This is a genomic window from Saccharothrix longispora (assembly GCF_031455225.1).
GTDB lineage: Bacteria > Actinomycetota > Actinomycetes > Mycobacteriales > Pseudonocardiaceae > Actinosynnema > Actinosynnema longispora.
Window position 1 is genome coordinate 2,789,329 of sequence record NZ_JAVDSG010000001.1, and the last position, 21,205, is coordinate 2,810,533.

General features: G+C 74.5%; 17 protein-coding genes and 1 pseudogene. 9 read left to right on the top strand and 9 right to left on the bottom strand.

Annotation, left to right across the window (positions count from 1 at the left end):
- Positions 1–2: 2 nt before the first annotated feature.
- Genes J2S66_RS11325 through J2S66_RS11345 form a run of 5 tightly spaced genes read right to left on the bottom strand, consistent with a single transcriptional unit; the run spans position 3 to position 8,127 of the window.
- Positions 3–1,388 carry a condensation domain-containing protein gene (locus J2S66_RS11325; RefSeq protein WP_310306882.1) on the bottom strand — a complete coding sequence of 462 codons (1,386 nt, stop codon included), beginning with the start codon at positions 1,386–1,388 and terminating at the stop codon, positions 3–5.
- Positions 1,385–2,716, bottom strand: a complete 1,332-nt coding sequence (locus J2S66_RS11330) for an MATE family efflux transporter (RefSeq protein ID WP_310306883.1) — start codon at positions 2,714–2,716, stop codon at positions 1,385–1,387. Before J2S66_RS11330 ends, J2S66_RS11325 begins: the two co-directional genes overlap by 4 nt.
- Complete coding sequence (locus J2S66_RS11335; protein WP_310306884.1) at positions 2,716–6,297, bottom strand: type I polyketide synthase; 3,582 nt, start codon at positions 6,295–6,297, stop codon at positions 2,716–2,718. Before J2S66_RS11335 ends, J2S66_RS11330 begins: the two co-directional genes overlap by 1 nt.
- An 11-nt stretch (positions 6,298–6,308) precedes the next feature.
- Positions 6,309–7,133, bottom strand: a complete 825-nt coding sequence (locus J2S66_RS11340; RefSeq protein WP_310306885.1) for an ACP S-malonyltransferase — start codon at positions 7,131–7,133, stop codon at positions 6,309–6,311.
- Between the two features lie 10 nt (positions 7,134–7,143).
- The gene (locus J2S66_RS11345; protein WP_310306886.1) at positions 7,144–8,127 is read right to left on the bottom strand and encodes a hypothetical protein; all 984 of its coding nucleotides are present in this window, start codon (positions 8,125–8,127) and stop codon (positions 7,144–7,146) included.
- Between the two features lie 1,036 nt (positions 8,128–9,163).
- Here J2S66_RS11345 and J2S66_RS11350 point away from each other — a divergent pair.
- The 3 genes and pseudogenes from J2S66_RS11350 to J2S66_RS11360 all read left to right on the top strand — a co-directional run.
- Entirely contained in the window at positions 9,164–9,778 is a 615-nt protein-coding gene (locus J2S66_RS11350) for a hypothetical protein (protein ID WP_310306887.1), read from the top strand.
- Positions 9,778–10,941: an MFS transporter gene (locus tag J2S66_RS11355; RefSeq protein ID WP_310306888.1), complete on the top strand. Its 1,164-nt coding sequence runs from the start codon at positions 9,778–9,780 to the stop codon at positions 10,939–10,941. The genes J2S66_RS11350 and J2S66_RS11355 overlap by 1 nt, the downstream gene beginning before the upstream one ends.
- Before the next feature lie 70 nt (positions 10,942–11,011).
- A pseudogene (locus J2S66_RS11360) lies at positions 11,012–11,110 on the top strand (ATP-dependent DNA ligase); the annotation flags it as partial.
- 474 nt (positions 11,111–11,584) lie between these two features.
- On the opposite strand, the gene J2S66_RS11365 reads toward J2S66_RS11360, so the two are convergent.
- Entirely contained in the window at positions 11,585–12,430 is an 846-nt protein-coding gene (locus J2S66_RS11365; RefSeq protein WP_310306889.1) for a bifunctional DNA primase/polymerase, read from the bottom strand.
- A gap of 212 nt (positions 12,431–12,642) precedes the next feature.
- Here J2S66_RS11365 and J2S66_RS11370 point away from each other — a divergent pair, with 212 nt between their 5' ends.
- The 5 genes from J2S66_RS11370 to J2S66_RS11390 all read left to right on the top strand — a co-directional run bounded on the left by J2S66_RS11370 (position 12,643) and on the right by J2S66_RS11390 (position 17,390).
- Positions 12,643–12,801 carry a hypothetical protein gene (locus tag J2S66_RS11370; protein WP_310306890.1) on the top strand — a complete coding sequence of 53 codons (159 nt, stop codon included), beginning with the start codon at positions 12,643–12,645 and terminating at the stop codon, positions 12,799–12,801.
- Positions 12,798–13,598 carry a S41 family peptidase gene (locus tag J2S66_RS11375; protein WP_310306891.1) on the top strand — a complete coding sequence of 267 codons (801 nt, stop codon included), beginning with the start codon at positions 12,798–12,800 and terminating at the stop codon, positions 13,596–13,598. Before J2S66_RS11370 ends, J2S66_RS11375 begins: the two co-directional genes overlap by 4 nt.
- Before the next feature lie 39 nt (positions 13,599–13,637).
- On the top strand, positions 13,638–14,171 hold the full coding sequence (locus J2S66_RS11380; RefSeq protein WP_310306892.1) for a hypothetical protein: 534 nt from the start codon (positions 13,638–13,640) through the stop codon (positions 14,169–14,171).
- Positions 14,172–14,374: 203 nt separating this feature from the next.
- Complete coding sequence (locus tag J2S66_RS11385) at positions 14,375–14,566, top strand: hypothetical protein (RefSeq protein ID WP_310306893.1); 192 nt, start codon at positions 14,375–14,377, stop codon at positions 14,564–14,566.
- 31 nt (positions 14,567–14,597) lie between these two features.
- Complete coding sequence (locus tag J2S66_RS11390) at positions 14,598–17,390, top strand: AAA domain-containing protein (RefSeq protein ID WP_310306894.1); 2,793 nt, start codon at positions 14,598–14,600, stop codon at positions 17,388–17,390.
- A 69-nt stretch (positions 17,391–17,459) separates the two neighbouring features.
- Here the strand turns inward: J2S66_RS11390 and J2S66_RS11395 are convergent, their stop codons facing one another.
- The 3 genes from J2S66_RS11395 to J2S66_RS11405 all read right to left on the bottom strand — a co-directional run bounded on the left by J2S66_RS11395 (position 17,460) and on the right by J2S66_RS11405 (position 20,061).
- Positions 17,460–18,299 (bottom strand): alpha/beta fold hydrolase, encoded by an 840-nt coding sequence (locus J2S66_RS11395; RefSeq protein ID WP_310314759.1) that lies wholly within the window; start codon positions 18,297–18,299, stop codon positions 17,460–17,462.
- Positions 18,300–18,434: 135 nt separating this feature from the next.
- The gene (locus tag J2S66_RS11400; protein WP_310306895.1) at positions 18,435–19,442 is read right to left on the bottom strand and encodes a TerC/Alx family metal homeostasis membrane protein; all 1,008 of its coding nucleotides are present in this window, start codon (positions 19,440–19,442) and stop codon (positions 18,435–18,437) included.
- Positions 19,443–19,596: 154 nt separating this feature from the next.
- Positions 19,597–20,061: a hypothetical protein gene (locus J2S66_RS11405; RefSeq protein ID WP_310306896.1), complete on the bottom strand. Its 465-nt coding sequence runs from the start codon at positions 20,059–20,061 to the stop codon at positions 19,597–19,599.
- Positions 20,062–20,205: 144 nt separating this feature from the next.
- Between J2S66_RS11405 and J2S66_RS11410 the strand changes: the two genes are divergently transcribed.
- Positions 20,206–21,162 carry a GlxA family transcriptional regulator gene (locus J2S66_RS11410; RefSeq protein WP_310306897.1) on the top strand — a complete coding sequence of 319 codons (957 nt, stop codon included), beginning with the start codon at positions 20,206–20,208 and terminating at the stop codon, positions 21,160–21,162.
- The last annotated feature ends 43 nt before the right edge of the window (positions 21,163–21,205 follow it).

The following is a 21,205-nucleotide window of genomic DNA, read 5'->3' on the forward strand; positions in this document are numbered from 1 at the left end:
GGTCAGCGGTCCACCCGCGCGCGGCTCTCGGCGAACAGCTCCCCGATCCGCTCCAGCGGCACGTCGCCGTCGGCCAGCTCCACCGCGACGCGCTCGAAGGCCAGCAGGAACGCGCCGATCTCCTCGCGCGGCAGCACGGCCGTGTCCGCCATGAGCCCCAGCCGCATCCGCTCCGGCGTGCCGCGCACGTCGAAGTACAGCACCATGCGCTCGGCCTCGGAGGTCGCGGGCCAGGTCAGCTCGGACGCGGCGGGGTCGGGTTCGGCGGTGGCGCGGGATCGGGGCAGCGTGGACCACATGTCGTTGAACTGGGTGCCCGGTTCGAGCACGCCGCCCCGGGCTCGGACGACCTCGGCCACCGCCCGGCTGTCGTAGCGGGCGTGGGCGCGGGCGTCGGCCATGGTGCGCCCGGCCCGTGCCAGCAGGTCGGCGAAGGAGTCCGCGCGCAGGTCGGTCACCGTGTGCACGACCTGGTTGAGGGTGGTGACGCTGCCCATCAGCCCGGGGGTGGTGCGGTTGCCCTGCATGACGTCCAGGCGGTGCAGCGGTCCGGGGCACACGCAGCGGACCAGGGCGGTGGTGATCGCCAGCATGAGCACCGAGGTGGTGGTGCGGCAGCGGCGGGCGGCCTCGCGCACCACCACGGGCAGGACGTCGGACTCCAGGTCGGCACCCACGTGCCGGGGTGACGCGGGTTCGGCGCGCGCGGGGGTGGCGGGCGGCATCCGCTCCAGCGCGGCCCGCAGGTGCCGCAGCGCGTCCGCGGCGAGCATCTGGCCTTCGGGTGAGCGCTCGGCCAGCGCGATGTCCACGGGTTGCAGCGCGGGGCGCGGCGGTGGCGGCGGCACGCCGTCCACGCGGGCCCGGAGCAGGGCGGTCAGCTCGGCGGCCAGCAGCTCGGTGGCGGTGTGGTCGGCGGCCAGGTGCGAGAAGACGAGCACGACGAGCACCGGGATGCCCTCGTGCAGCGCGACGGACAGCCTGACGGGCAGTTCGGCGGAGTGGTCGAACGCGGTGGCGGTGTCGCGCTGCCAGCAGGTGGCCACGACGTCGCCGAACTGCACCGGGTCGTCGGCGGGCCGGTCGTGCACCCGCACCGGCAGGGTCCCCGAGGCCAGCACCTCCTGGGTGACGTCGCCGCCGGGGCCGAGGTGGAAGCGCGTGCGCAGCGACTCGTGCCGCAGCACGAGTTCGCCGAGCACGTCGAGCACGTCGCCGACCTCCACCAGCAGCGGCACGGGCAGCCACTTGGTGAGGAAGAAGAACGGCTTGAGCTCGGGCAGCCACCCGTGGATGCCGTCCCAGGTGCCCTGCTGTCCCCACGTCGCGGGGCCGGTGCGCGCCCGCCCGCCGTGGAACTCGACCTGCGCGGCGCTCTCGGTGATCACGACGGCACCACCTCGGGGGTCCGGTCGAACAGGACGCGGCGCAGGCACAGCACCGTGTAGGTCAGGCCGGCGGTCCAGCCCGCGACCACCGCCCACATCACCGCCTCGATGCCGAACACGCCGTTGAGCAGGTAGGCGAACGGGATCTGCACGACGACGAACGCGATGACGGTGCAGATCAGCGGCGCGGTGGTGCGGCGCGAGCCGTTGAGGTGCCCGTGCAGCACCACCATGGCCGTGTAGAGGGCGAAGAACGGGAAGATGATCAGCAGGTAGCGCTCGGTCAGGTCGCGGGTGGCCGGGTCGTCGGTGAACACGGCGGCGATGGGGCCGCGGGCGAGCAGCACGAGCGCGGACACCACCGCGGTGAGCGCGACGGTCAGGCCGAGGGTCTGGAGGAGCCCCTGCCGCGCCCGCGCCCGGTCGTGCGCGCCGAGGTTCTGCGCGGTGAACGCGGTGACGGCTCCGGAGAAGTCCAGGAACAGCATCGCGGTGAACTGCTCGATCCGCGACACGACGGTGAACGCCGCGAGCACGACCGGCCCGAACGCCTGGATGATCCAGACCAGCACCATGATCCCCACGGCGAGGATGATGTGCTGACTGGCCAGCGGGAACCCGAGCCGCACGGCGTCGCGCAGCTCGCGCGCCACCGCGGGCCGCTCCCCCGCGCGCGGCACCGGGTGGACGCGGCGGGCGTGCAGCAGGCCGACGACGAGCGCGGCGGTGGCGGCGATCGCCGTGGCCAGCGCCGCGCCGCCGACGCCCATCCCGAACACGGCGACGAACAGCAGCACGAGCACGGCGTTGGCGATGCTGCCGAAGCCCGCCACCCACATCGCGGCCCGCGAGTCGCCCAGCCCGCGCAGGTAGGCGCTGACCGCGGCGGAGCCGAACAGGCCGGGGAAGCCGAGCGAGAGCACGCCGATGAACTCCGCGCACGAGTCGGCGAGCGTGCCGTGGATGCCCATGAGCGCCAGCACGGGCCGGGCGAGCGCGGTGGCCAGCACGATGCAGCCGACCGACCACACGGCGGTGAGCAGGGCGAGCGAGAGGACGACGCCGCGCCGCTCGCCGTCCTGCCGCGCGCCGCGCAGGTGCGCGAGGCGGATGGTGAACGCCGTGCCCAGGCCGATGAACATGGCGTTGAGCAGGTAGAACAGCGGCCCGCTCGCGCCGACGGCGGCCAGTCCCTCCACGCCGACGTAGTGGCCGACGACGATGCTGTCGACCAGCACGTAGCCCTGCTGGAGCAGGTTGGCCGCGGTGAGGGGCAGGGCGAAGCCGACGACCCGGCGCAGCGGCGGCCCGGTGGTCAGGTCGGTCATCAGGCGACTTCCGTGGCGGCGAAGTCGGCGAGGTCCTCCACGTGGTAGGCGATCTCGGCGACGGTGCGGTCGGCGAGCAGGTCGGCCACGTCGTAGCCCACGCCGTGGCACACCGCGATCGTGTTGGCGACCGTGGCGGCCATGATGGAGTCGCCGCCGAGGTCGAAGAAGTCGGCCTCCACGTCGAGGGTCTCGTAGCCGAACGCCAGCGCGAGGCACTGCGCGACGGTGCGCTCGACGTCGCTGTAGTCGCCGCCGGGGCGGCCCTCCAGCTCGACGGACACGGCGGCGACGGTGGCGCGGGTCTTCTCCGACGCCTTGAGCAGCCGCGCCTCCAGCGCCTGCATCTCCTTCTCCACCTTGGCCTCGATGTCGGGGGACAGCGCGACGTCGTAGGAGCGCAGCAGGTGGATCAGCTCGCCGCGGTAGTTCAGCTCGCCCGCGAACAGCCGGGCGCGGGTGGAGCGCAGGCCGGCGTCGAGGACGGACAGGCCGACCTTCGTGGGCAGCGCCTTGAACATGGTGTCGCCGTTGGTGCCGAAGTCGACGGCCATGCCGATCTCCTTCCAGGCGACCCAGTCCAGCGCGATGACGTGCGTCGGCCCGCCGGCGCGGTGCCGGGCGAGGTTGTCGAGGTAGTAGTTCGCGGCGGCGTAGTCGGCCTGGCCGGGTGCGGGGAAGACGGAGGCGACCGAGGAGAAGTGGGCGACGAAGTCGGGCCGGTCGTCGGCGGTCAGCTCGTCGAGCACGAACGCGGCGTGCAGCTTGGCCCGCACGACCCGGTCGAAGTCCTCGGTCCGGCGGAACATCACGGTGCTGCCGCCGGGCAGGCCGGCGGCGTGCACGATGCCGTCGATCCGGCCGTGGTCGCGGCGCAGCGCGGTGACGGCCGCGGCGAGCGAGTCGGGGTCGCCCGCGTCGGCGGCGAGGACGACGACGGTGGCGCCGAGGGCCTCCAGTTCGCGCACCGCCTCGACCCGCTTGGCGGCGGTGGAGCCGGTGGGCACGGCGGTGAGGTCGTCCCACCGCTCGCGCGGCGGCACGCCGGAGCGGCTGAGCAGGGCGAGCGTCACGCCGGGGCGCGCGGTGGCGAAGTCCTTGGCGACGGCGAGGCCGAGGGCGCCCGTGCCGCCGGTGACGAGGTAGGTGCCGTCCGGCTTGAGGTAGTCGCGGGCCTCCTGCCCGGTCACCTCGGGGACCTCGACGAACACCTCGCGCAGCCGCTTGTCGCCGCGCAGCAGGAACACGCCGTGCTGGTCGGCCAGGACCTCGGCGCGCAGCGCGGCGGGCGGCACGGCCGGGTCCACGTCGACGTGCTTGACCTTGATGTAGGGGTACTCGCGGCCGACGACCTTGCCGAAGCCGACCAGCGCGGCGTTCTCCACCACGGCCGGGTCGCCGTCGGCGGCGCACACGGCGCCCTTGGTGAGCACCGCGAGGTCGACCTTGACGCCCGCCGCCATCAGCGCCTTGGTGAGCAGGAACAGGCTGTTGAGGTTCTTCTCGGTGCGCCGCTCGACCTCGGCGACGTCGGTGGCGGGCGCGTCCTCGAAGGCCAGGGCGTGCACGAGGTGGGTGACGCCGTCGCCGACGAGGCGCGCGACGTGCTCGTGGGCGGCGGGGTCGGTCGGGTCGAACGGCGTGCCCGGTTCGAGGTCCTCGCCGAGGCGCAGGTAGCGCACGTCCCCGAGTCGCGCGGCGGTGAGCACGGCCTCGGCGTCGGTGTCCGGGTCCACCAGGGCCAGCACGGTGGTGGCGCGCCCGGTCGGCTCGGCCGGCGCGGTCTCCTGGAACTCGACGTCGTGCGTGACGGGGTGGCGCTCGTCGGTGGTGGCGATGTTCATCGTCTCCCGCCAGTCGTCCGGGAACTGCACCCAGGCGAGCGTCTCGTCGAAGGCGTAGGACGGCAGGCGCACGATCCGGGGCCGCCGGTCGCCCGCGAGGGAGCGCCAGTCGACCCGCCCGCCGCGCAGGAACGCCCGGCCCTGGTCCCCCAGCGGGCCGTCGGGCAGCGGCGCGGGGCGTTCGGCGAGCAGTTCGACGAGCTTGTGCCGCAGGTCGGCGGCGTCGGTGGTGGTGACGGCGACGCGGTGGCGGTGGCTGCCGCGCGAGACCTGGGTGGTGTGGCAGACGTCGGCGATGTCGACGCCGGCCAGGCCGCCGGCGTCGATGAACCGGACGTAGCGCTCGACCAGGCGGATCAGGGACTTGACGGTGGCGGCGCTGAGGGTGAACAGGTGTTCACCGGTGGAGGCGGGCCGGTCGTCGACGGGCGTGAACTCCTCCACGACGACGTGCGCGTTGGCGCCGCCCAGGCCGAAGGCGCTCACGCCGGCGCGGCGCGGCCCGTCCGGCTCCCACGGGGTCAGCTCGGTCGGCACGTACAGCGGGCCGGAGGCGAAGTCGAGCTTCGGGTTGGGGTTGGCGTAGTTGGCCTGCGGTGGGATGGCCTTGTTGCGCAGCACGGCGATGGCCTTGATCAGGCCGATCACGCCGGAGCCCTCGAACAGGTGGCCGACGTTGGCCTTGACCGTGCCGACGGCGCAGAAGCCGCGGTCGGCGGTGTGCTTGGCGAACGCCCGCTTCATGCCCTCGTGCTCGACGGGGTCGCCGACGCGGGTGGCGGTGCCGTGCGCCTCGAAGTAGCCGATGGTGCGCGGGTCGACGCCCGCGTTGTCCCAGGCGGCCAGCAGCAGGTCGGCCTGCGAGTCGGAGTCGGGGTTGGTGATGCCCTCGGTGTTGCCGTCGTGGTTGACCGCGCTGCCCTTGACGACCGCGTACACCTGGTCCCCGTCGGCCAGCGCCTTGTCCAGTCGCTTGAGCACGACCGCGCCGGAGCCCTCGCCGAAGCCGGTGCCGTCGGCGGCCTCGTCGAAGGTCCGGGTGACGCCGTCGGAGGACTCGATGCCGATGTCGGAGTGCCGGTGCTTGACCGGGGCGAACACGATCCGCGCGCCGCCGACGACGGCCATGTCGCAGTCGCCGACCAGCAGCGCGTTCTTGGCCTGGTGGACGGCGACGAGGGTGGCCGAGCAGGCGGTGTCCACGACCATGCTGGGGCCGCGCAGGTCCAGGTGGTGCGACAGCCGGTTGGCCAGCATCACCGGGATGTTGCCGGTGATGGCCTGCTGCCCGACGGACGGGTCGACGCGGCTGATGTAGTCGAGGTAGGTGGAGCCGGGGTTGACCGCGAAGCCGACGAACACGCCCGTGCGGCTGCCGCGCAGCCGGTCGAGCGAGTAGCCCGCGTCCTCGAACGCGAGGTACATGGCGCGCAGCACCATGCGGTGGTGCGGGTCGGTGAGCGTGGCCTGGCGGGGGTTCATGCCGAACGCGGCGTGGTCGAAGTGGTCGACGACGTCGAGGAAGTAGCCGTTGTGGTAGTCGATGTCCGGCTCGTCGAGCGGGTCGATGCTGGTGGCGCGCTGGTAGCGGATGTACTCGGCGAGCTTCTCCGCGCGGTCGGGCGGGAACGGGCGGCTCATGCTGGTGCCGGTGCTGACGACCTGCCAGAAGGAGTCGAGGTCGGTGGCGCCGGGGACGTCCACCGAGAGGCCGACCACCGCGATGTCCTGGTTCATGGTGTTTCCCCTCAGTGGATCTTGTTGACGAGCGAGGTGAGCGTCTGGCCGTGGACCTCGTCGAAGCCGGTGACGCCGGCGGCGCGCAGGGTCTTGACGGCGGCCACCCACTCGACGGGCGCGGACAGCTGGCGCGCGAGCAGGTCGGGGCCGTCGAACAGGCCCCCGGTGACGCTGGAGACGACGGGCGTGGCCGCGGGCCTGAACGTGAAGTCGGCGAGCACGGTGCGGAACTCGGCCTCGGCGGGCGCCATCAGCGGGGTGTGGAACGGGCCGCTGACGTTGATGGGCACGACGCGCGAGCCGGGCAGGGCGGCGATGGCCTTGCCCGCGACGGCGAGTTCGGCGCGGTCGCCCGCGATGGTGGTCTGGGTGTCGGCGTTGAAGTTCGCGACGAACACCTTGGTCAGGCCGGTCTCGGCCAGGGCGCGGCGGACGAACGCGGCGGGCACGCCCTGCACGGCGGACATGCCGCCGCCGGTGATGCCCGACATCAGCTCGGCGCGCCGCCGGACCAGCCGCAGGCCGTCGGCGAGGTCGAGCACGCCCGCGGCGACGAGCGCGTTGTACTCGCCGAGGCTGTGCCCGGCGAGGAAGTCGGGGGCCGGGTGCCCGGCGGCGCGCTCGACGCCCAGCAGGGCGTTGACGAAGAACACCGCGGGCTGGGCGTAGCGGGTGTCGCGCAGCCGGCGCTCCGGGTCGCGGAGGCACAGCTCCTCGATGGAGTACCCGAGGACGTCGTCGGCGAGGGCGGTGGCCTCGGGGTGGCGGGAGAACAGCTCCGCGCCCATCCCCTTGCGCTGCACGCCCTGGCCCGGGAAGAGAAGGCACTGCACGGCGGTTCTCCTATCCTGCTCGGCGGGGTTGTCGGACCGGTTCGAAGCGCACCCGCGCGTGCAGGGACTCGCGGGTGAAGCGGCGCGCGCCGGCGCCGGGACCGCAGTCGAGGACCCGGGTCGCGCCGGCGTCGGCCACGGCGTGGTTCACGGCGCGCGGCCAGTCGATGGGGTGGACGAAGACCTGCCTGAGGTACTCGTCCACGAGGTCGTCGGTGTGCTGGAGGTTGCGGGGCCCGTCGGTGGCGTACACCGGGACGGCCAGCCGGTCGGGGGTGGGCCACGGGCCGGTGAAGTCGGCGTCGGCGCGGACGCGGTCGACCACCGGTTCGAGCGCGGGGGTGTGGAACGGGATGGTGTTGGGCAGGAACGCCCAGTTCACGCCGGGGCGGTCGAACGCGGGGTGCCGGCGCAGGGCCAGCAGCGCGGCGGTGGGGCCGCCGAGGACGTGCGTGGTGGGCGCGTTGACCAGGCCGAGCGTGACCGGTGTGCCGGTCAGGAGGTCCCGCAGCTCGTCGTGCGCCAGGCCGGTGACGGACGCCATGGGGCCGGGTGCGGCGCCCCTGCTCCCCCGCCCGTCCGCCTGGTGGGCGGCGTGGTCGGGGCCGGGTGCGGGGTCGGGCGCGATCTGGTGCGCGCGGACCAGGCTGACCAGGACGAGCTTGACCGAGGCGGTGACCAGGGCCAGGAACTCGTCGAGCCGGGCGGGGCGCAGGCCCGCGACGACGGCCGCCTGGAGGCCGATGCTGTGGCCGAGCGCGGCGACGACGCCGTCGCCGGGTCCCCACGCGGTCGGCTGGAGGTGGCACAACTGGTGGACGTGGACGCACACCCCGGCGGCGGTGGAGTCCAGCGCGGGCGGCTCGACACCGTCGAGCCATTTTTCCAGGGGCAATCCGCCGGGCAGCGCAATCGGTCCGAGGTATTCGGCGGCGGCGTCCAGCGCCTGACCCACCGCGGCGAAGAACGCGGTGTTCTCGGGACGTGCGCGCAAGGTTCGCAGGGTTGTCGTCAAAGTGTCGTTGTTCCCACCGAGACCGTCGAACAGCAATAACGAGCGCATGACACCTCGACCCGTTTCGGGCAGCATGGGGCGGACCGGGTCCGACGCCGGTGCGCGGCACCGTGGACCTGGCCAGATGTGTTAATAGGACGTCAAGAGGGAATTGCTGGGAGGCAACGGCGGATAGGTCACCCCTATGGGACCCCAGTCGCCATTCGCCTTTTCGATGACGGGCCCGCAGCCCGCTCCCGATGTTCTCCTAGGTGGGTCGTCGTGTTTTCGAACGCGGCGTCACGCTAATGGCGGGCCGTGTTCGCGACAATTGTCCGGAGGGGCGTCGGGGACCGACCGGGAACCCCTGGGACGCTCCCCGGCGGAAGGGGAAGGTCCCTCACCTGCGCAATCGGGGCCCACCGGTACCGGCCCCGACCTCCCGCACCGCCGCCGGCCGGGTACGGGAGCACGTAGCAGGGCGTTCCCGAGGGGGTGCGCGCATGGGGACGCCGCCGGGGCGGTGCCCCGACGGCGTCCGGGTGTGCCGTCCGCCCTGGGGGTGGCCGACGGCACGTCTGTGGGTGGTGCGGGCTTCCAGGGTGCCAGGCACTCCGGGGGAGGTGTCGCCGACCCCCGGTGGCGACCTCGCCAGTCAAGCGGCGACGTGGCGCCGGCGCCAGGCAGAAGGACAGGCAGAACTGCCGGGGCGGGCGTGCACGTGCCGGAGCACGGGCCGTCCCGGGTGGCGGGCGCGCGGGCGGCGGCCTGCGGGTGCGGCCGACCGCGGGGCGCCGCGGCGGCCGTTCGGAGCCGGCTCGTCGGCCGATCGCCCCCCGGCCGGGCCGGACGGGGGCGGCCGACCGGGTGTCGAGCACCGTCGAACGCCCGTCGAATACCCGGTCCACTGTGGACCATATGCAGGATTGTCTACGTCACCCTACGGATGTCTCCGCATCAGTGCGGCCTCATCGTGGGGTGCACCGCACCGATGCCCGCACAACGACGTGTGGCACTCACCGGAAGGTGCACCCGCATGATCCACACAGCTCCCTCCGCACACGCGGACGAGGCGGGGAGCAGGGCCGAGACCATGGCCCGCTTCCTGCGCGACGTACCCGTCCCCTTCACCCGCGTGCTGTCCCTGTGGGTGGGCTACCGCCTGCGCCGCGACCCCCGACGACCCGACGCGCCGCACTACCTGACGCCGCGCCAGGCCCACCTGCTCGGTTTACCACCGGGCACGCGGGTGACCCGGCGTGAGGGCTACCTCGTCCCCAACCTCGGCGACAGCGTCCCCCGACTGGCCGCCATCACCGCGCTCGTGCACCAGCGTGCCCTCGACCTCGACGAGCCCCGCCGCGAGGAACTGGCCCGCGGCTACACCCCGCTCGGCGTGCTGCTCACCGAGGCGCGCCGGGCGACCCACTACGCCACGACGACCCGCCCGCCCGGGGACCCCGACCTCGACGACCCGCTGCCCGACCTGCCCGAGGACGTGCCCGCGCTGTGGTGCCAGGCCACGCTGCTCAGCGCGGGCAGACCCGTGGCACTGGTCCGCGAGACCGTCTACCGGGCGGCGTTCACCGGCCGCAGGCCACCCGACCTGTCCTCCCACCTGACCCCGGCACCGCCCCGACTGGTGTCGTGATGCACGCCCGGACCGCCGCGTTGGCCGCGACGACGGTGGCGGCGGGGTCCAGCGGGTACGTGGTCGCGGCGGTGCTGACCGACCTCGCCGCCGACCACGGGGTGTCCGCCGCCGCGGCGGGCACGACGATCACCGCGTTCGCCCTGGCGTACGCGGTCGGCTCGCCGCTGCTGGCGATCGCGACCACCCGCTTCGGCCGGCGCTCCGTGCTGGTGGCGGCGCTGCTGGTGGCGACGGTGGGCAACCTGGGCGCGGCGCTCGCACCGACGTTGGACCTGCTGCTGGTGGCCAGGGTGGTCACCGCGTGCGGCGCGGCGCTGGCGACGCCGGCGGCGACCGCCGTGGCGGCCCGGCTCAACCCGGGGCGGCAGGCGCGGGCGATGGCCGTGGTCACGGGCGGCCTCACGGCGGCCACGCTGCTGGGCGTGCCGGCCGGGCGGTTCGTGGCCGACCAGTTCGGCTACCGGGCGGCGTTCGTGCTGACGGCGCTGCTGTGCGCGGCGGCGGCGCTGGTGGTCCGCGCGGCGGTGCCCGCCGTGCCGCCGGGACCCGTCGTCGACGTGCGGCAGCGGTTGGCGCCGCTGGCCGACCGGCCGGTGCAGCGGCTGCTGGCGGTGTCGCTGCTGGCGTGCCTGGGCACGTTCAGCGTCTACGGCTACCTGGGTCCGGTGCTCGGCGGTTCGCCGTCGGGCGGGAACCTGCTGGCCTACGGGCTCGGCGGGGTGCTCGGCAACGCGGTCGGCGGCGTCGCGGCCGACCGGTGGGGGCCGCGTCCCCCGCTGCTGGTGGCGCTGGGCGGGTGCGCGGTGACGATGGCGCTGCTGCCCTGGGCGGTGTCCGGTCCCGGTGGCGCCGTGCTGCTGTTCGCCTGGGGCGCGTTGTTCTGGGCGTTCAACCCGCCGCTGTTCGCCGCGCTGGTGGCGCTGGACCCGGACCGGGCCAACCTGCTGCTGGCGTTGAACGCCTCGGCGATCTACGCGGGCATCGCGGGCTCCGGCGTGCTCGGCGGCGCGGTGGCCCCCGTGGTCCTGCCGCTGGTGGGCGCAGTGATCACGGCGGGCGCGGTGGTCCTCGCGGCCACGATCCGCAGGCCGGCGCCGGAGATCCCCGCGCCGCGCTCCCCCGCGGACGACGTGCCGGTGCGGCGGGAGGTGGTGGGCTGACCCGAGGACGGGCCGGCGGCGCGCGCAGCGCCGCCGGCCTCCCGGCGCGATCCGGGTCAGGTTGCACCGCATGGCCGGAAAGGTGCCTTCGGCGGAGTTGGAGGTCGGGGACCGCGTCGTGCGGGTCTCCAACCCGGATCGCGTCCACTTCCCGGCGCGCGGCGAGACCGCACGATCGCCTGCGCCTACTCGGTGCGGGGCGTGCCGGACGCGGACGAACCCGACCCGGACCTCGGACCTCGGCGAGGGTCACGCCGGTCGAGGCGGTGCCGGTTGAGACGGTGCCGGTTGAGACGAGGGGTGGGCAGCACCCTTCGACCGGACGGCTGACTCGGGGGGCCCGCTGCGGCATGCTGGGCCGGTGCTGTCCTTGGTCGACCCCGACCGGGTCGACCCGCCGGTGAGCGGCGGCGACCCGGTCGCCACGCTGGTCGTGCTGTCCGCCCTGGGTGCGGTGGTCGCGGTGGTGCTGTGGTGGTCGGAGCGGCGCGCGGCGCGGCGGCGGGCGGTGGTCGAGCGGCCGGTGGCCGAGGAGGTCGTGCTGGGGTTGGACGACCTGACCCGGGTGGCCGGCCTGCTGGTGCTGGTGCGGCTGCTGTCGGCGCAGGACGGCTCAGCGCAGGACGGCTCAGCGCAGGACGGCTCAGCGCAGGACGCGAGGTCTGCGACGGCCCAGGGCGATGCCGTTGGCGACGTGGCGGAGGGCCTCGCGGGCGGTCCACCCCTCGACCCCGTCGTGGGTGGAGGCGGCGGCCAGCAGCAGTGACGTGGCGGTCGCCTCGTCCAGCCAGCCCGCACCCACGAGTTCGCCCAGCCGGCACGCGGCGGTGAACACGACGTGCGCCCGCACGCCGGGGCGCGCCTCCTCGACGCGCCGCACCTCGCCGTCCACCACCGCGGCCCGGTAGGCGGCGACCCTCCGCCGGGGTGGGCGCCGCTGCGCGGGGATGTCGACGTGCTCGGGCTCGGGCGGGGTGAGCACGGCGACGAGCCAGTCGGGGGCGGGTGCGACGGGCAGGTCGCGCAGCACGCGGTAGCGGTGCGGTCCGACGCGGGACCCGGCGGCGACCACGTACCCGCCGACGCCGCGGGTGTCGACGTGCGGGGCGAGCCTGCCGACGCTGTTGCCCAGCGGCACGGCGGGAGCGCGGAAGTAGCGGTGCTCCCCGCCGCCGGCGGTGGCCACGGAGTAGGTGCCGCGCGGGTCGTCCTCGCCGTGCTGCCAGGCGCGGCGGGCGAACGCCTCGCGCCCGTGGGGCACGTCGAGGTCGACCACGAGCAGGCCGGCCGCACCGCAGGAGATGCCCACGTTGTAGGCGTGCCGGGACCACCAGCGGCGGATGCGGTCGCGGTCGAGGGTGGCCTCGCGGTCCCAGCCGCGCAGGGCGGGCACCTTGTCGTGCGGGCGCAGCGGCACGACGGGCCAGCCGCGTGCGGCGGCGGCCAGCGCGGCCCTGAGCCGCTCGGTCCCGGCCCGGTACCCGGACATGCGCGCCCCCTTCGCGTGGTGCCGGCGGGGGAAGCGCCGCGCACTCCAGTGTGCCCCGGTCGGGACTGCCGGTACAGGGCCACCAGGACGCCGTGCGAGGCCGGTTCGGCGGCGACCGGCCCAGGGGCGCGGACCGCGGGCCGGCGTGGGTGCGGTCGGGCGCGGACAGCGGGCGTTGCCGCTTCCACCGGCGCGCTGCTCTACTCCCCCGCGTGGACACCACGTCGATCGTCACCCTGACCCGGGCCCTGCTGGTCGAGCACTACGTCTCCCCGACGTCGCCGCCCGGCTGGACGCGCTGCCGGCCGACCGCCTGGCCTCGGGCGCGTACGACACCGCCGCCACGCCCGAGGAGCTGGGCCGGCTGGTGACCACCGACCTCCGGTCGGTCAACGGCGACCGGCACCTGCGGCTGAAGTTCCACGCCGAGCAGGTGCCCGAGGCCGACGGCGGCGCGAGCGAGCAGGAGACCCGGCGCATGTTCGCGGAGTCGATGGGCGGCGTGCCGCGCCTGCGGCGCCTGCCCGGCGGGGTGGCGCACCTGGAGCCGGCGCCGCTGCTGTTCCCCGCGCCGTGGGCGGCCGAGCGGATCGCGGCGGCGTTCACGCTGGTGTCGCCCGCCGAGGCGCTGGTGATCGACCTGCGGGAGAACGTGGGCGGTGCCCCGGAGACGGTGGCGCTGGTGTGCGGCTACCTGCTCGACGAGCCGACGCACCTCAACACGATGCACGACCGCGGCGGGCCGGGCCGGCAGTTCTGGAGCCCGGGGCACGTGGCCGGCACGCCGTTCGGCGGCACGAGGCCGGTCTGCGTGCTGACCTCCCGGCGGACGTTCTCCGGCGCGGAGGAGCTGGCCTACGACCTCCAGCAGTTGGGCCGGGCGGTGGTCGTGGGCGAGCGGACCGGCGGCGGCGCGCACCCGCGCCGGGGCTTCACCGTGCACCCGCACCTGGAGGCGACGATCCCGACGGGCCGGGCGGTGAACCCGGTGTCGGGTACCAACTGGGAGCTGGTCGGGGTGGCGCCGGACGTCGAGGTGCCGGCGGAGCAGGCCCTGGACCGGGCGCACCGCGAGGCGCTGCGGGAGCTGGGGCGGCGCGGCTCCACCGGTGGCGGAACGGACCGGTTCATCCCTTCAGGGACTGCACCGGTCCAACCGGCCGGATAACATCGGGGCGGGCACCGTGGAATGGCATCGGGGTTGTTCATGGACGACGACCGCCTCGTCGAGAGAATCGCGCGCAGGTTGCGCCTGTTCGACTCCAACGCGGACGGGGTGGTGCGCCGGCGGGACGTGCTGGCCGCCGCCGAGCGCGTGGTGCGCGGGTTCCGGGTGCCGACGGCGTCGATCGGGGCCGAACGCGTGCGCGCGGTCTACGAGATGCTGTCGCTGGCGCTGGTGGCCGAGTTCGGCGACGTGGCGCGCGACGAGGTCCGGTGCGAGCGGTTCGCCGTCGCGGTGGGCGCCGACCCGCTCAGGCGGGCCGAGCTGGGGCTGCGGATGGCGCGGGCGGACGCGGTGGCCGTGCGGGAGTGCCTGGCCGGCGTCGGCGGGGTGGCGAACGCGGAGCAGGTCGCCGAGGTGGTCGTGGCGCTGGGCGCGCACCCCGGCCACGCGCCGGTGATCCGGCGGGCGCTGGAGCGCGACGGGGCGCTGATCCCGCTCGCCGCCGTCGAACGCCCCTTCGCGGCCTACTTCGACGGAATGGGGTGCCCCGGGCTTTACGGCCCGCCGAGGTGAACCACCGCGAAATGTCACACGTCCGAGTGGATCATTTCGGAAATTTCCGGTAATCCGCCCCACTGGGGCTAAGGTCGCGGCCACGGCATCCCCACGATGCCGTTTCCGGGGGCATTCACCCCCACCCCTCCCGCTCGCCCCACCGGTCCCGGCACCACGCCGCCCGTCGGTCGAGCGCACCCCGCAACCCCCGGAGGACCGCCGTGGCCCGATCGACCGACCCCCGCCCCACCCTCGTGCTGCTGGTCGGCCTCGGCATCGGCGCGCTCACCGCCGGCACCCTCTCCCACCTGACCGCCGCGCACACCGAACCGTCGCCCGGCACACCCGCTTACGAGGCCGCCGTGACACCCCCCGACAAGCGCAACCTCGCCCAGCGCGGCACGACCCCCTGACCACCCGCACCGGGATGGCAGTATCCCGACCGTGACCGTCCCGGCCGTGCTGCGCACCCTCGCCCGACTCAGCGCCTCCGAACAGCCGCAACGGGCCCAACTCGACCTCACCAGGACCGCCGGCCTCGCCTGGCTCGGCGACGACCCCGCCGGGTGGACCGCGCTGACCTGCGACACCCCCACCCCCTGGACCGCCTCCCCCGAACAGCACCGCGCCACCCAACGCCTGGCCCAGTTCGACGCCCTGCACCACGAGGACCGCCTCCTGCGCCTCGGCTGGGCCTACCTCTGCGGCCCCGTCCGCGTCAACGGCCAACGCCGCCGCGTCTGCCTCCCCCTCGTCTCACGCCCCGTCCGACTGCACCACTCCGGCGGCCGCCGCCACACCCTCCACGCCGCCGGCGACACCACCCTCTTCCCCCTGCTCACCGACTGGACGCACGCCGCCCACCTCGAAACCACCCTCACCACCGACCACGGCTGGATCACCGCCGTCCTCGCCGCCGCCGGCTTCGACGCCGTCCCCGTCCTCGACGCCCGCCACCACCCCCACCGCTACACCACCGGCGACGAACCGGTCGTCGTCGCCGGCACCGGCCTGCACGCCGGCGAACCCGTCGTCAACACCGAACGCGGCACCGCCCTCACCACCTGGGCCCGCACCCCCGGCACCGAGCACACCGCCCTCGCCGCCCTCTACACCCCCCACGACGACGCACCCGTCACCCACGACACCACCGTCACCGGCGACACCACCGTCACCGGCCCCCTCCCCCTGAGCCCCGACCAGCGCGCCGCCGTCCTCACCGCACGCCACGCACCCATCACCGTCATCGGCGGCCCACCCGGCAGCGGCAAGACCCACACCCTCGCCGCCATCGCCCTCGACGCCGTCGCCACCGGCCGCTCCGTCCTGCTCGCCAGCCGCACCCGCAGCGCCGCCGACGCCCTCGCCACCGCCCTGCACCGCGCCGGCGGGCCCACCCCCGTCCTCTTCGGCGACTCCGAGCTCCGCCACGACACCGCCCGCGACCTCGCCGACGGACCCACCACGCCCAAGCGCGAAATCGCCGCCCTCGACCACGCCCGCCGCACCGCCGACGCCGCCGTCACCACCGCCGAACGCGCCATCGCCACCGCCCTGCGCGACGAGGAACTCGCCCACACCGCCGTGCGACGCGAAGCCCTCATGCCCGCCCACCGCCTCGTCGCACCCCGCGCCTTCGACCACGACGCCGACCACGACCGCCTCCACGCCCTGCTGCGCCCCCGCCACGGCTTCCTCGCCCGCCCGCGCACCGCACGAGCGCTGCGCACCGCACGACGCCTCACCGGCGCCGCCCCCGGCACCACCACCGCGGACCTCGCCGCCGCCGTCACCGCGGCCGAGCAGTCCGCGGCCCACGTCCGCGTCGCCACCGCCGGCGGCACCGACCTGCACGCCCTGCGCGACCTCCTCGCCGACGAGGACACCCGCGCCCACACCGCCACCGCCGCCTGGCTGCGCGCCCTCACCACCAGCCACCGGGGAGCCGGCCCACGGCGCGCCGTCGCCGCCCTCGCCACCGCCCTGCGCTCCGGCCGCGCCGCCCGCCGACGCGCCCTCGCCCTCATCGCACCCGACGACCTCGTCCGAGCCCTGCCCGTCTGGGTCGGCACCCTCGCCGACGTCGAGGACATCCTGCCCGCCGTGCCCGGCCTGTTCGACCTCGTCGTCCTCGACGAAGCCGGCCACGTCGACCAACCCCTCGCCGCACCCGCCCTCCTGCGCGCCCGGCGCGCCGTCATCGCCGGCGACCCCCGCCAACTGCGCCACGTCTCCTTCATCGGCGACCACGCCGTCCGCGACGCCCTCGCCGCCGAGGGCACCACCGCCCTCGGCGACCGCCTCGACGTGCCCAAGGTCAGCCTCTTCGACGCCGCCACCGCCACCGCGGACGCCCACTGGCTCACCGAGCACCACCGCTGCGCACCCCACCTCATCGGCTTCGCCGCCACCCGCTTCTACGAGGACCGCATCGCCCTGCTCACCACCCACCCCGCCCTCGCCGACGACGACCGCATCGACACCGAACTCGTCCCCGGCACCCGCGACGACAAGGGCGTCAACCACGTCGAGGTGGACGCCGTCCTCGCCCACGTCCGCCGCCGCACCGCCGCCGGCGCCCGATCCCTCGGCGTCGTCACCCCCTTCCGAGCCCAGGCCGACGCCCTCGAACGAGCACTCCTCGACCGCCTCACCCTCGACGAGATCACCACCGGCGGCATCCGCGTCGGCACCGTCCACGGCGTGCAGGGCGCCGAGTTCGACGAGGTGGTCATCAGCTTCACCCTCACCGACGACGACCGACCCCACGCCTGGCGCTTCGCCGGCGACCGCAACCTCCTGGCCGTCCTCACCACCCGCGCCCGCCACCGCGTCCACGCCATCACCTCGGCAACCCGCCCCGTCGGCCTCATCGCCGACTACCTCGCCCACGCAGACACCCCACCCCGGGCCCACCCCGGCACCACCACCGACGACGAGTGGACCGCCCGCCTCGCCGACGAGCTCACCGCCCTCGGCCTCACCACCCGCACCGGCCACCCCGTCGGCCGCCACCACGTCGACCTGGTCGTCGGCGAACGCGCCGACGCCGTCGCCCTCGACACCCGCCCCCACCCCGACGGGCCCACCGCCCACCTGGCCCGCTGGCGCGCACTGCACGGGGCGGGGTGGCGCGTCCACGACGCCTTCCCCAGCCGCTTCGCCCACGACCCCGCCCGCGCCGCCGTCACGCTGGCCCACGAACTCACCCCCGCCGCGCACCCCGCGCAGCGCTGACCCCCAGCCGACCCACCCCCAGCCGACCCACCTCCAGCCGAAACCGCCCCCGGGCGACACCCGCGGGCGTCACCGCCCCACGCCCTCGTCCCACCGCGCCCGCACCCACTCCACCCAGGACGCGGCCCCCGCCAGCACCGACAGGTGGCCCTCCTCCTCCGCCACCCACAGCTCCGCCCCCGCGCACCGGCGCGCCAACCACCGCGCGTGCCCCACCGGCACCACGCGATCCCGACCACCGTGCACCAGCAGCACCGGCGTCACCACGTCAGCCGGGTCGAACCCCCACTCCGCCACGTACGCCAACTCGTCGTCCACCGCCCCCGACGCGCCCAGCGCGGGCCCCACCACCGACTCGAACCACGCCCACTCCCCCGCCAGCGCCGCCCAGTCCGCCGACGTGAACCCCGGGTCCTGCTCCCCCGCCGACGCCTCGAACGCCACCTTCGCCGCACGACCCGCCGCCGCCGCGCGCAACGACGCCGCCCCCGACTCGGCCATCCCCGCGAACCAGTCCAACCCCTCCGCGCCGTACGGGGCCAACCCCGACACCGACACCACGGCCACGACCCGCTCGGGCGACAACGCGCCACAGGCCAACGCGTGCGGACCACCACCCGAGTGCCCCACCACCGCGAACCGGCCCACCCCGGCCGCGTCCGCCACGGCCGCCGAGCACGCCGCCGCCGACGCCACGTCACGCCCCGGCGACGCCGACGAGCCGCCGTACCCGAACCGGTCGTAGGACAGCCACCGCAGCCCGAACCGCTCGGCGTCCGCGAACAGCGGCGCGGGCGGCGCGCCGACGTTGGGCGTCCCGTGGTGCCACAGCACCGGGAACCCGTCGCCCCCCGTGTCGTAGGCGTGCAGCACGGGACCACCGGGCAACTCGACGTCGAATTCGATCATCACGGCGCCGAGCCTAATCACGTCCGTCCTCAGCAGGTTTTTGCTGTTCAGGGGACGGTCGTCGGTTTCGATGCCGCAGCAGGATTAGCTTTTGTCCACACTGAAGTTACTGAGTACATGGACCAGTGGTCCCGATCAGCGCTTCTGCTCACCCGATCGGGGCTTGCCGGCCCGCAGCGAGCCGGGGTGCGCCTTGACGGACGGGTCCTTGCGGGTCTTCAGCAGGCTGGCCACCGTGACGATCGCCAGCACACCGATGATCACGCCCAGGCTGACCGGCGTCGCGATCTCCGGCACGCTCGGCGAGATGTCCACGTGCAGCCAGTGCAGGATCAGCTTCACGCCGATGAACGCGAGGATGAGCGCCAGGCCCGTCGACAGGTAGACCAGCCGGTCGAGCAGCCCCTTCACCAGGAAGAACAGCGCTCGCAGGCCGAGCAGGGCGAAGGCGTTGGCGACGAAGACGATGTACGGCTCCTCCGTCACGCCGAACACGGCCGGGATGGAGTCGAGGGCGAACAGCAGGTCGATGCCGCCGATGGCGACCAGCACGATGAGCAGCGGCGTGCCGACCCGCTTGCCGGCCTCCCTGGTGAACAGCCTGCCGCCGTCGTACTCGGTCGACAGCGGCAGCAGGCGCCGGGCGGTGCGCACGACCGCGTTGTTCTCCACGTCCGGGTCCTCGTTGCGGTGCCGGAACAGCTGGACCGCGGTGAAGATCAGCAGCAGGCCGAACAGCAGGAACATGAACGAGAACAGCGACAGCAGCGTCGCGCCGAGCGCGATGAAGGCGGCCCGCATCACCAGCGCCAGCACGATGCCGAACGTCAGCACCTTGTGCTGGTGCTCCTCGGGCACGGCGAACGTGGTCATGATGATCACGAAGACGAACAGGTTGTCGACCGACAGCGACTTCTCGACGATGTAACCGGCGAAGTACTCGGTGCCGAACCCGCCCCCGTGGGCCATCGTCAACCACACGCCGAACCCGACGGCGACGAGGATGTAGAACACCGACCAGGCGGTCGCCTCGCCGAACCCGACCCGGTGGGGCCGCACGGCGGCGAGCACCAGGTCCACCGCGAGCAGCACCACGATCAACCCGATGGTCAAGCCCCAGGTCAGCGCATCGATCTCCAGCACCCGTTACCCCGCCTTCCGTTCACCGGTGAGGGTGGCAGCTTCGCAGAAACGGACATAGTCGGGCAAAACGCCCGACTATGTCCCACCTCGACTGCCGGAAACCATGCCCGAGGTTCCACTCCCCCGCACGGCCGAAACCCCCGCCCGGCGACCGTCACGCCCCCGTGGTCGACCCCGGCCGGACGATCATCAGCACGGTGACGACGGCCCACAGCACGTTGAACAGGCCGGTGTGCATCGCGAGCCGCGCGGGCCACTTCACGTCCACCGCGACCGGCTCGCGGCCGAACCCGTCCAGCACGGCCTGCTGGCGCGGCAGCACCGCCAGCACGAGCACGCCCGCCGCGACGGCGGTCAAGGCGATCGACGTGATCAGCCAGGCGTCACCGAGCACGTCGAGGCTGCTCGCCGTGAACAGGCCGAACAGCGGCACCGCGATGCCGAGGGCGGCGTAGACGCGGCAGATGCGGTTGAGCGTGCGCAGCACCGCGACGTCGCGGTCCTCCCCCGTGGTCAGTGCGCGGCGCGTGGCGGCGGGGAACATGCTCGCCGCCACGGTCACCGGCCCGATCGCGACGATCGCGGCCAGCACGTGCAGCGACAACAACAACTTCGTCATGATCACGGAGCCAACCGCACCGCCGGCGCGAGCGGCACTGTCCGGACTGCCATCTTCCACCTGGTTCCAGCCACCCGCCCTGACCTGGGCTCGTGCCGGGTGACGCAGGTCAACCGGCTGTCCGGAACCGGTTACCGTGGCCACATGCACACGGTCGCCGTCCTGGCCCTGGACCAGGTCATCCCGTTCGACCTGGGCACTCCCCTGGAGGTGTTCACCCGCACCCGCCTGCCCGACGGGCGCACGCCGTACCGGGTCCGCGTGTGCGCGGCCACCCCAACCGTGAACGCGGGCGCGTTCACCCTCCAGGCCCACTGGGGGCTGGACGCGCTCGCCGACGCGGACACGATCGTGCTGCCCGGCTGCGCCACCCCCACCGCCCCGCTGGACGACGACGTGCTCCACGCGCTGCGCGCGGCGGCCGCGCGGGGCACCCGCATCGCCTCGATCTGCTCGGGCGCGTTCATCCTCGCCGCGACCGGCCTGCTGGACGGCCTGCGGGCGACGACCCACTGGGTGGCCGCGCCCCTGCTGGCCGCGCGCCACCCGGCGGTCGAGGTCGACCCGGACGTGCTCTACGTGGACAACGGCCAGTTCCTCACCTCGGCGGGCGCGGCGGCGGGACTGGACCTGTGCCTGCACCTGATCCGCCGCGACCACGGTTCGGCCGTGGCCGCCGACGCCGCGCGGCTGTCGGTCGTGCCGCTGGAGCGCGAGGGCGGCCAGGCGCAGTTCATCGTCCACGACCCGCCCCCGGTGCCGCGCGGCGCGACGATGGAACCGCTGCTGGCGTGGCTGGAGGACAACGCGGCGCGGGACCTCACCCTGGAGGACATCGCCGCGCGGGCGGGCATGAGCACCCGGACGCTGAACCGCCGCTTCCGCGAGCAGACCGGCACCACCCCGCTCCAGTGGCTGCTGCGCGCCCGCGTCCGCCGGGCCCAGTACCTGCTCGAAGCGACGGACCACCCGGTGGACCGCATCGCCGCCCAGGTCGGGTTCGGCTCCCCGACGGCGTTCCGCGACCGGTTCAAGCGCGTCGTCGGCACCAACCCCGGCGGCTACCGGGCGGCGTTCCGCACCGTTCGGGCCCTCGCGTAGGGCGACCGGCCGGCGGTCCGGGCGTCGGCGGCTCGCGCTCCCG

Bases quoted from the DNA above. Each gene is read 5' to 3' on its own strand.
- J2S66_RS11335 (WP_310306884.1), bottom strand. From the start codon at position 6,297: ATGAACCAGGACATCGCGGTGGTCGGCCTCTCGGTGGACGTCCCCGGC.
- J2S66_RS11350 (WP_310306887.1), top strand. From the start codon at position 9,164: ATGATCCACACAGCTCCCTCCGCACACGCGGACGAGGCGGGGAGCAGG.
- J2S66_RS11410 (WP_310306897.1), top strand. From the start codon at position 20,206: ATGCACACGGTCGCCGTCCTGGCCCTGGACCAGGTCATCCCGTTCGAC.
- J2S66_RS11355 (WP_310306888.1), top strand. From the start codon at position 9,778: ATGCACGCCCGGACCGCCGCGTTGGCCGCGACGACGGTGGCGGCGGGG.
- J2S66_RS11330 (WP_310306883.1), bottom strand. From the start codon at position 2,716: ATGACCGACCTGACCACCGGGCCGCCGCTGCGCCGGGTCGTCGGCTTC.
- J2S66_RS11380 (WP_310306892.1), top strand. From the start codon at position 13,638: ATGGACGACGACCGCCTCGTCGAGAGAATCGCGCGCAGGTTGCGCCTG.
- J2S66_RS11395 (WP_310314759.1), bottom strand. From the start codon at position 18,299: ATGATCGAATTCGACGTCGAGTTGCCCGGTGGTCCCGTGCTGCACGCC.
- J2S66_RS11405 (WP_310306896.1), bottom strand. From the start codon at position 20,061: ATGACGAAGTTGTTGTTGTCGCTGCACGTGCTGGCCGCGATCGTCGCG.
- J2S66_RS11365 (WP_310306889.1), bottom strand. From the start codon at position 12,430: ATGTCCGGGTACCGGGCCGGGACCGAGCGGCTCAGGGCCGCGCTGGCC.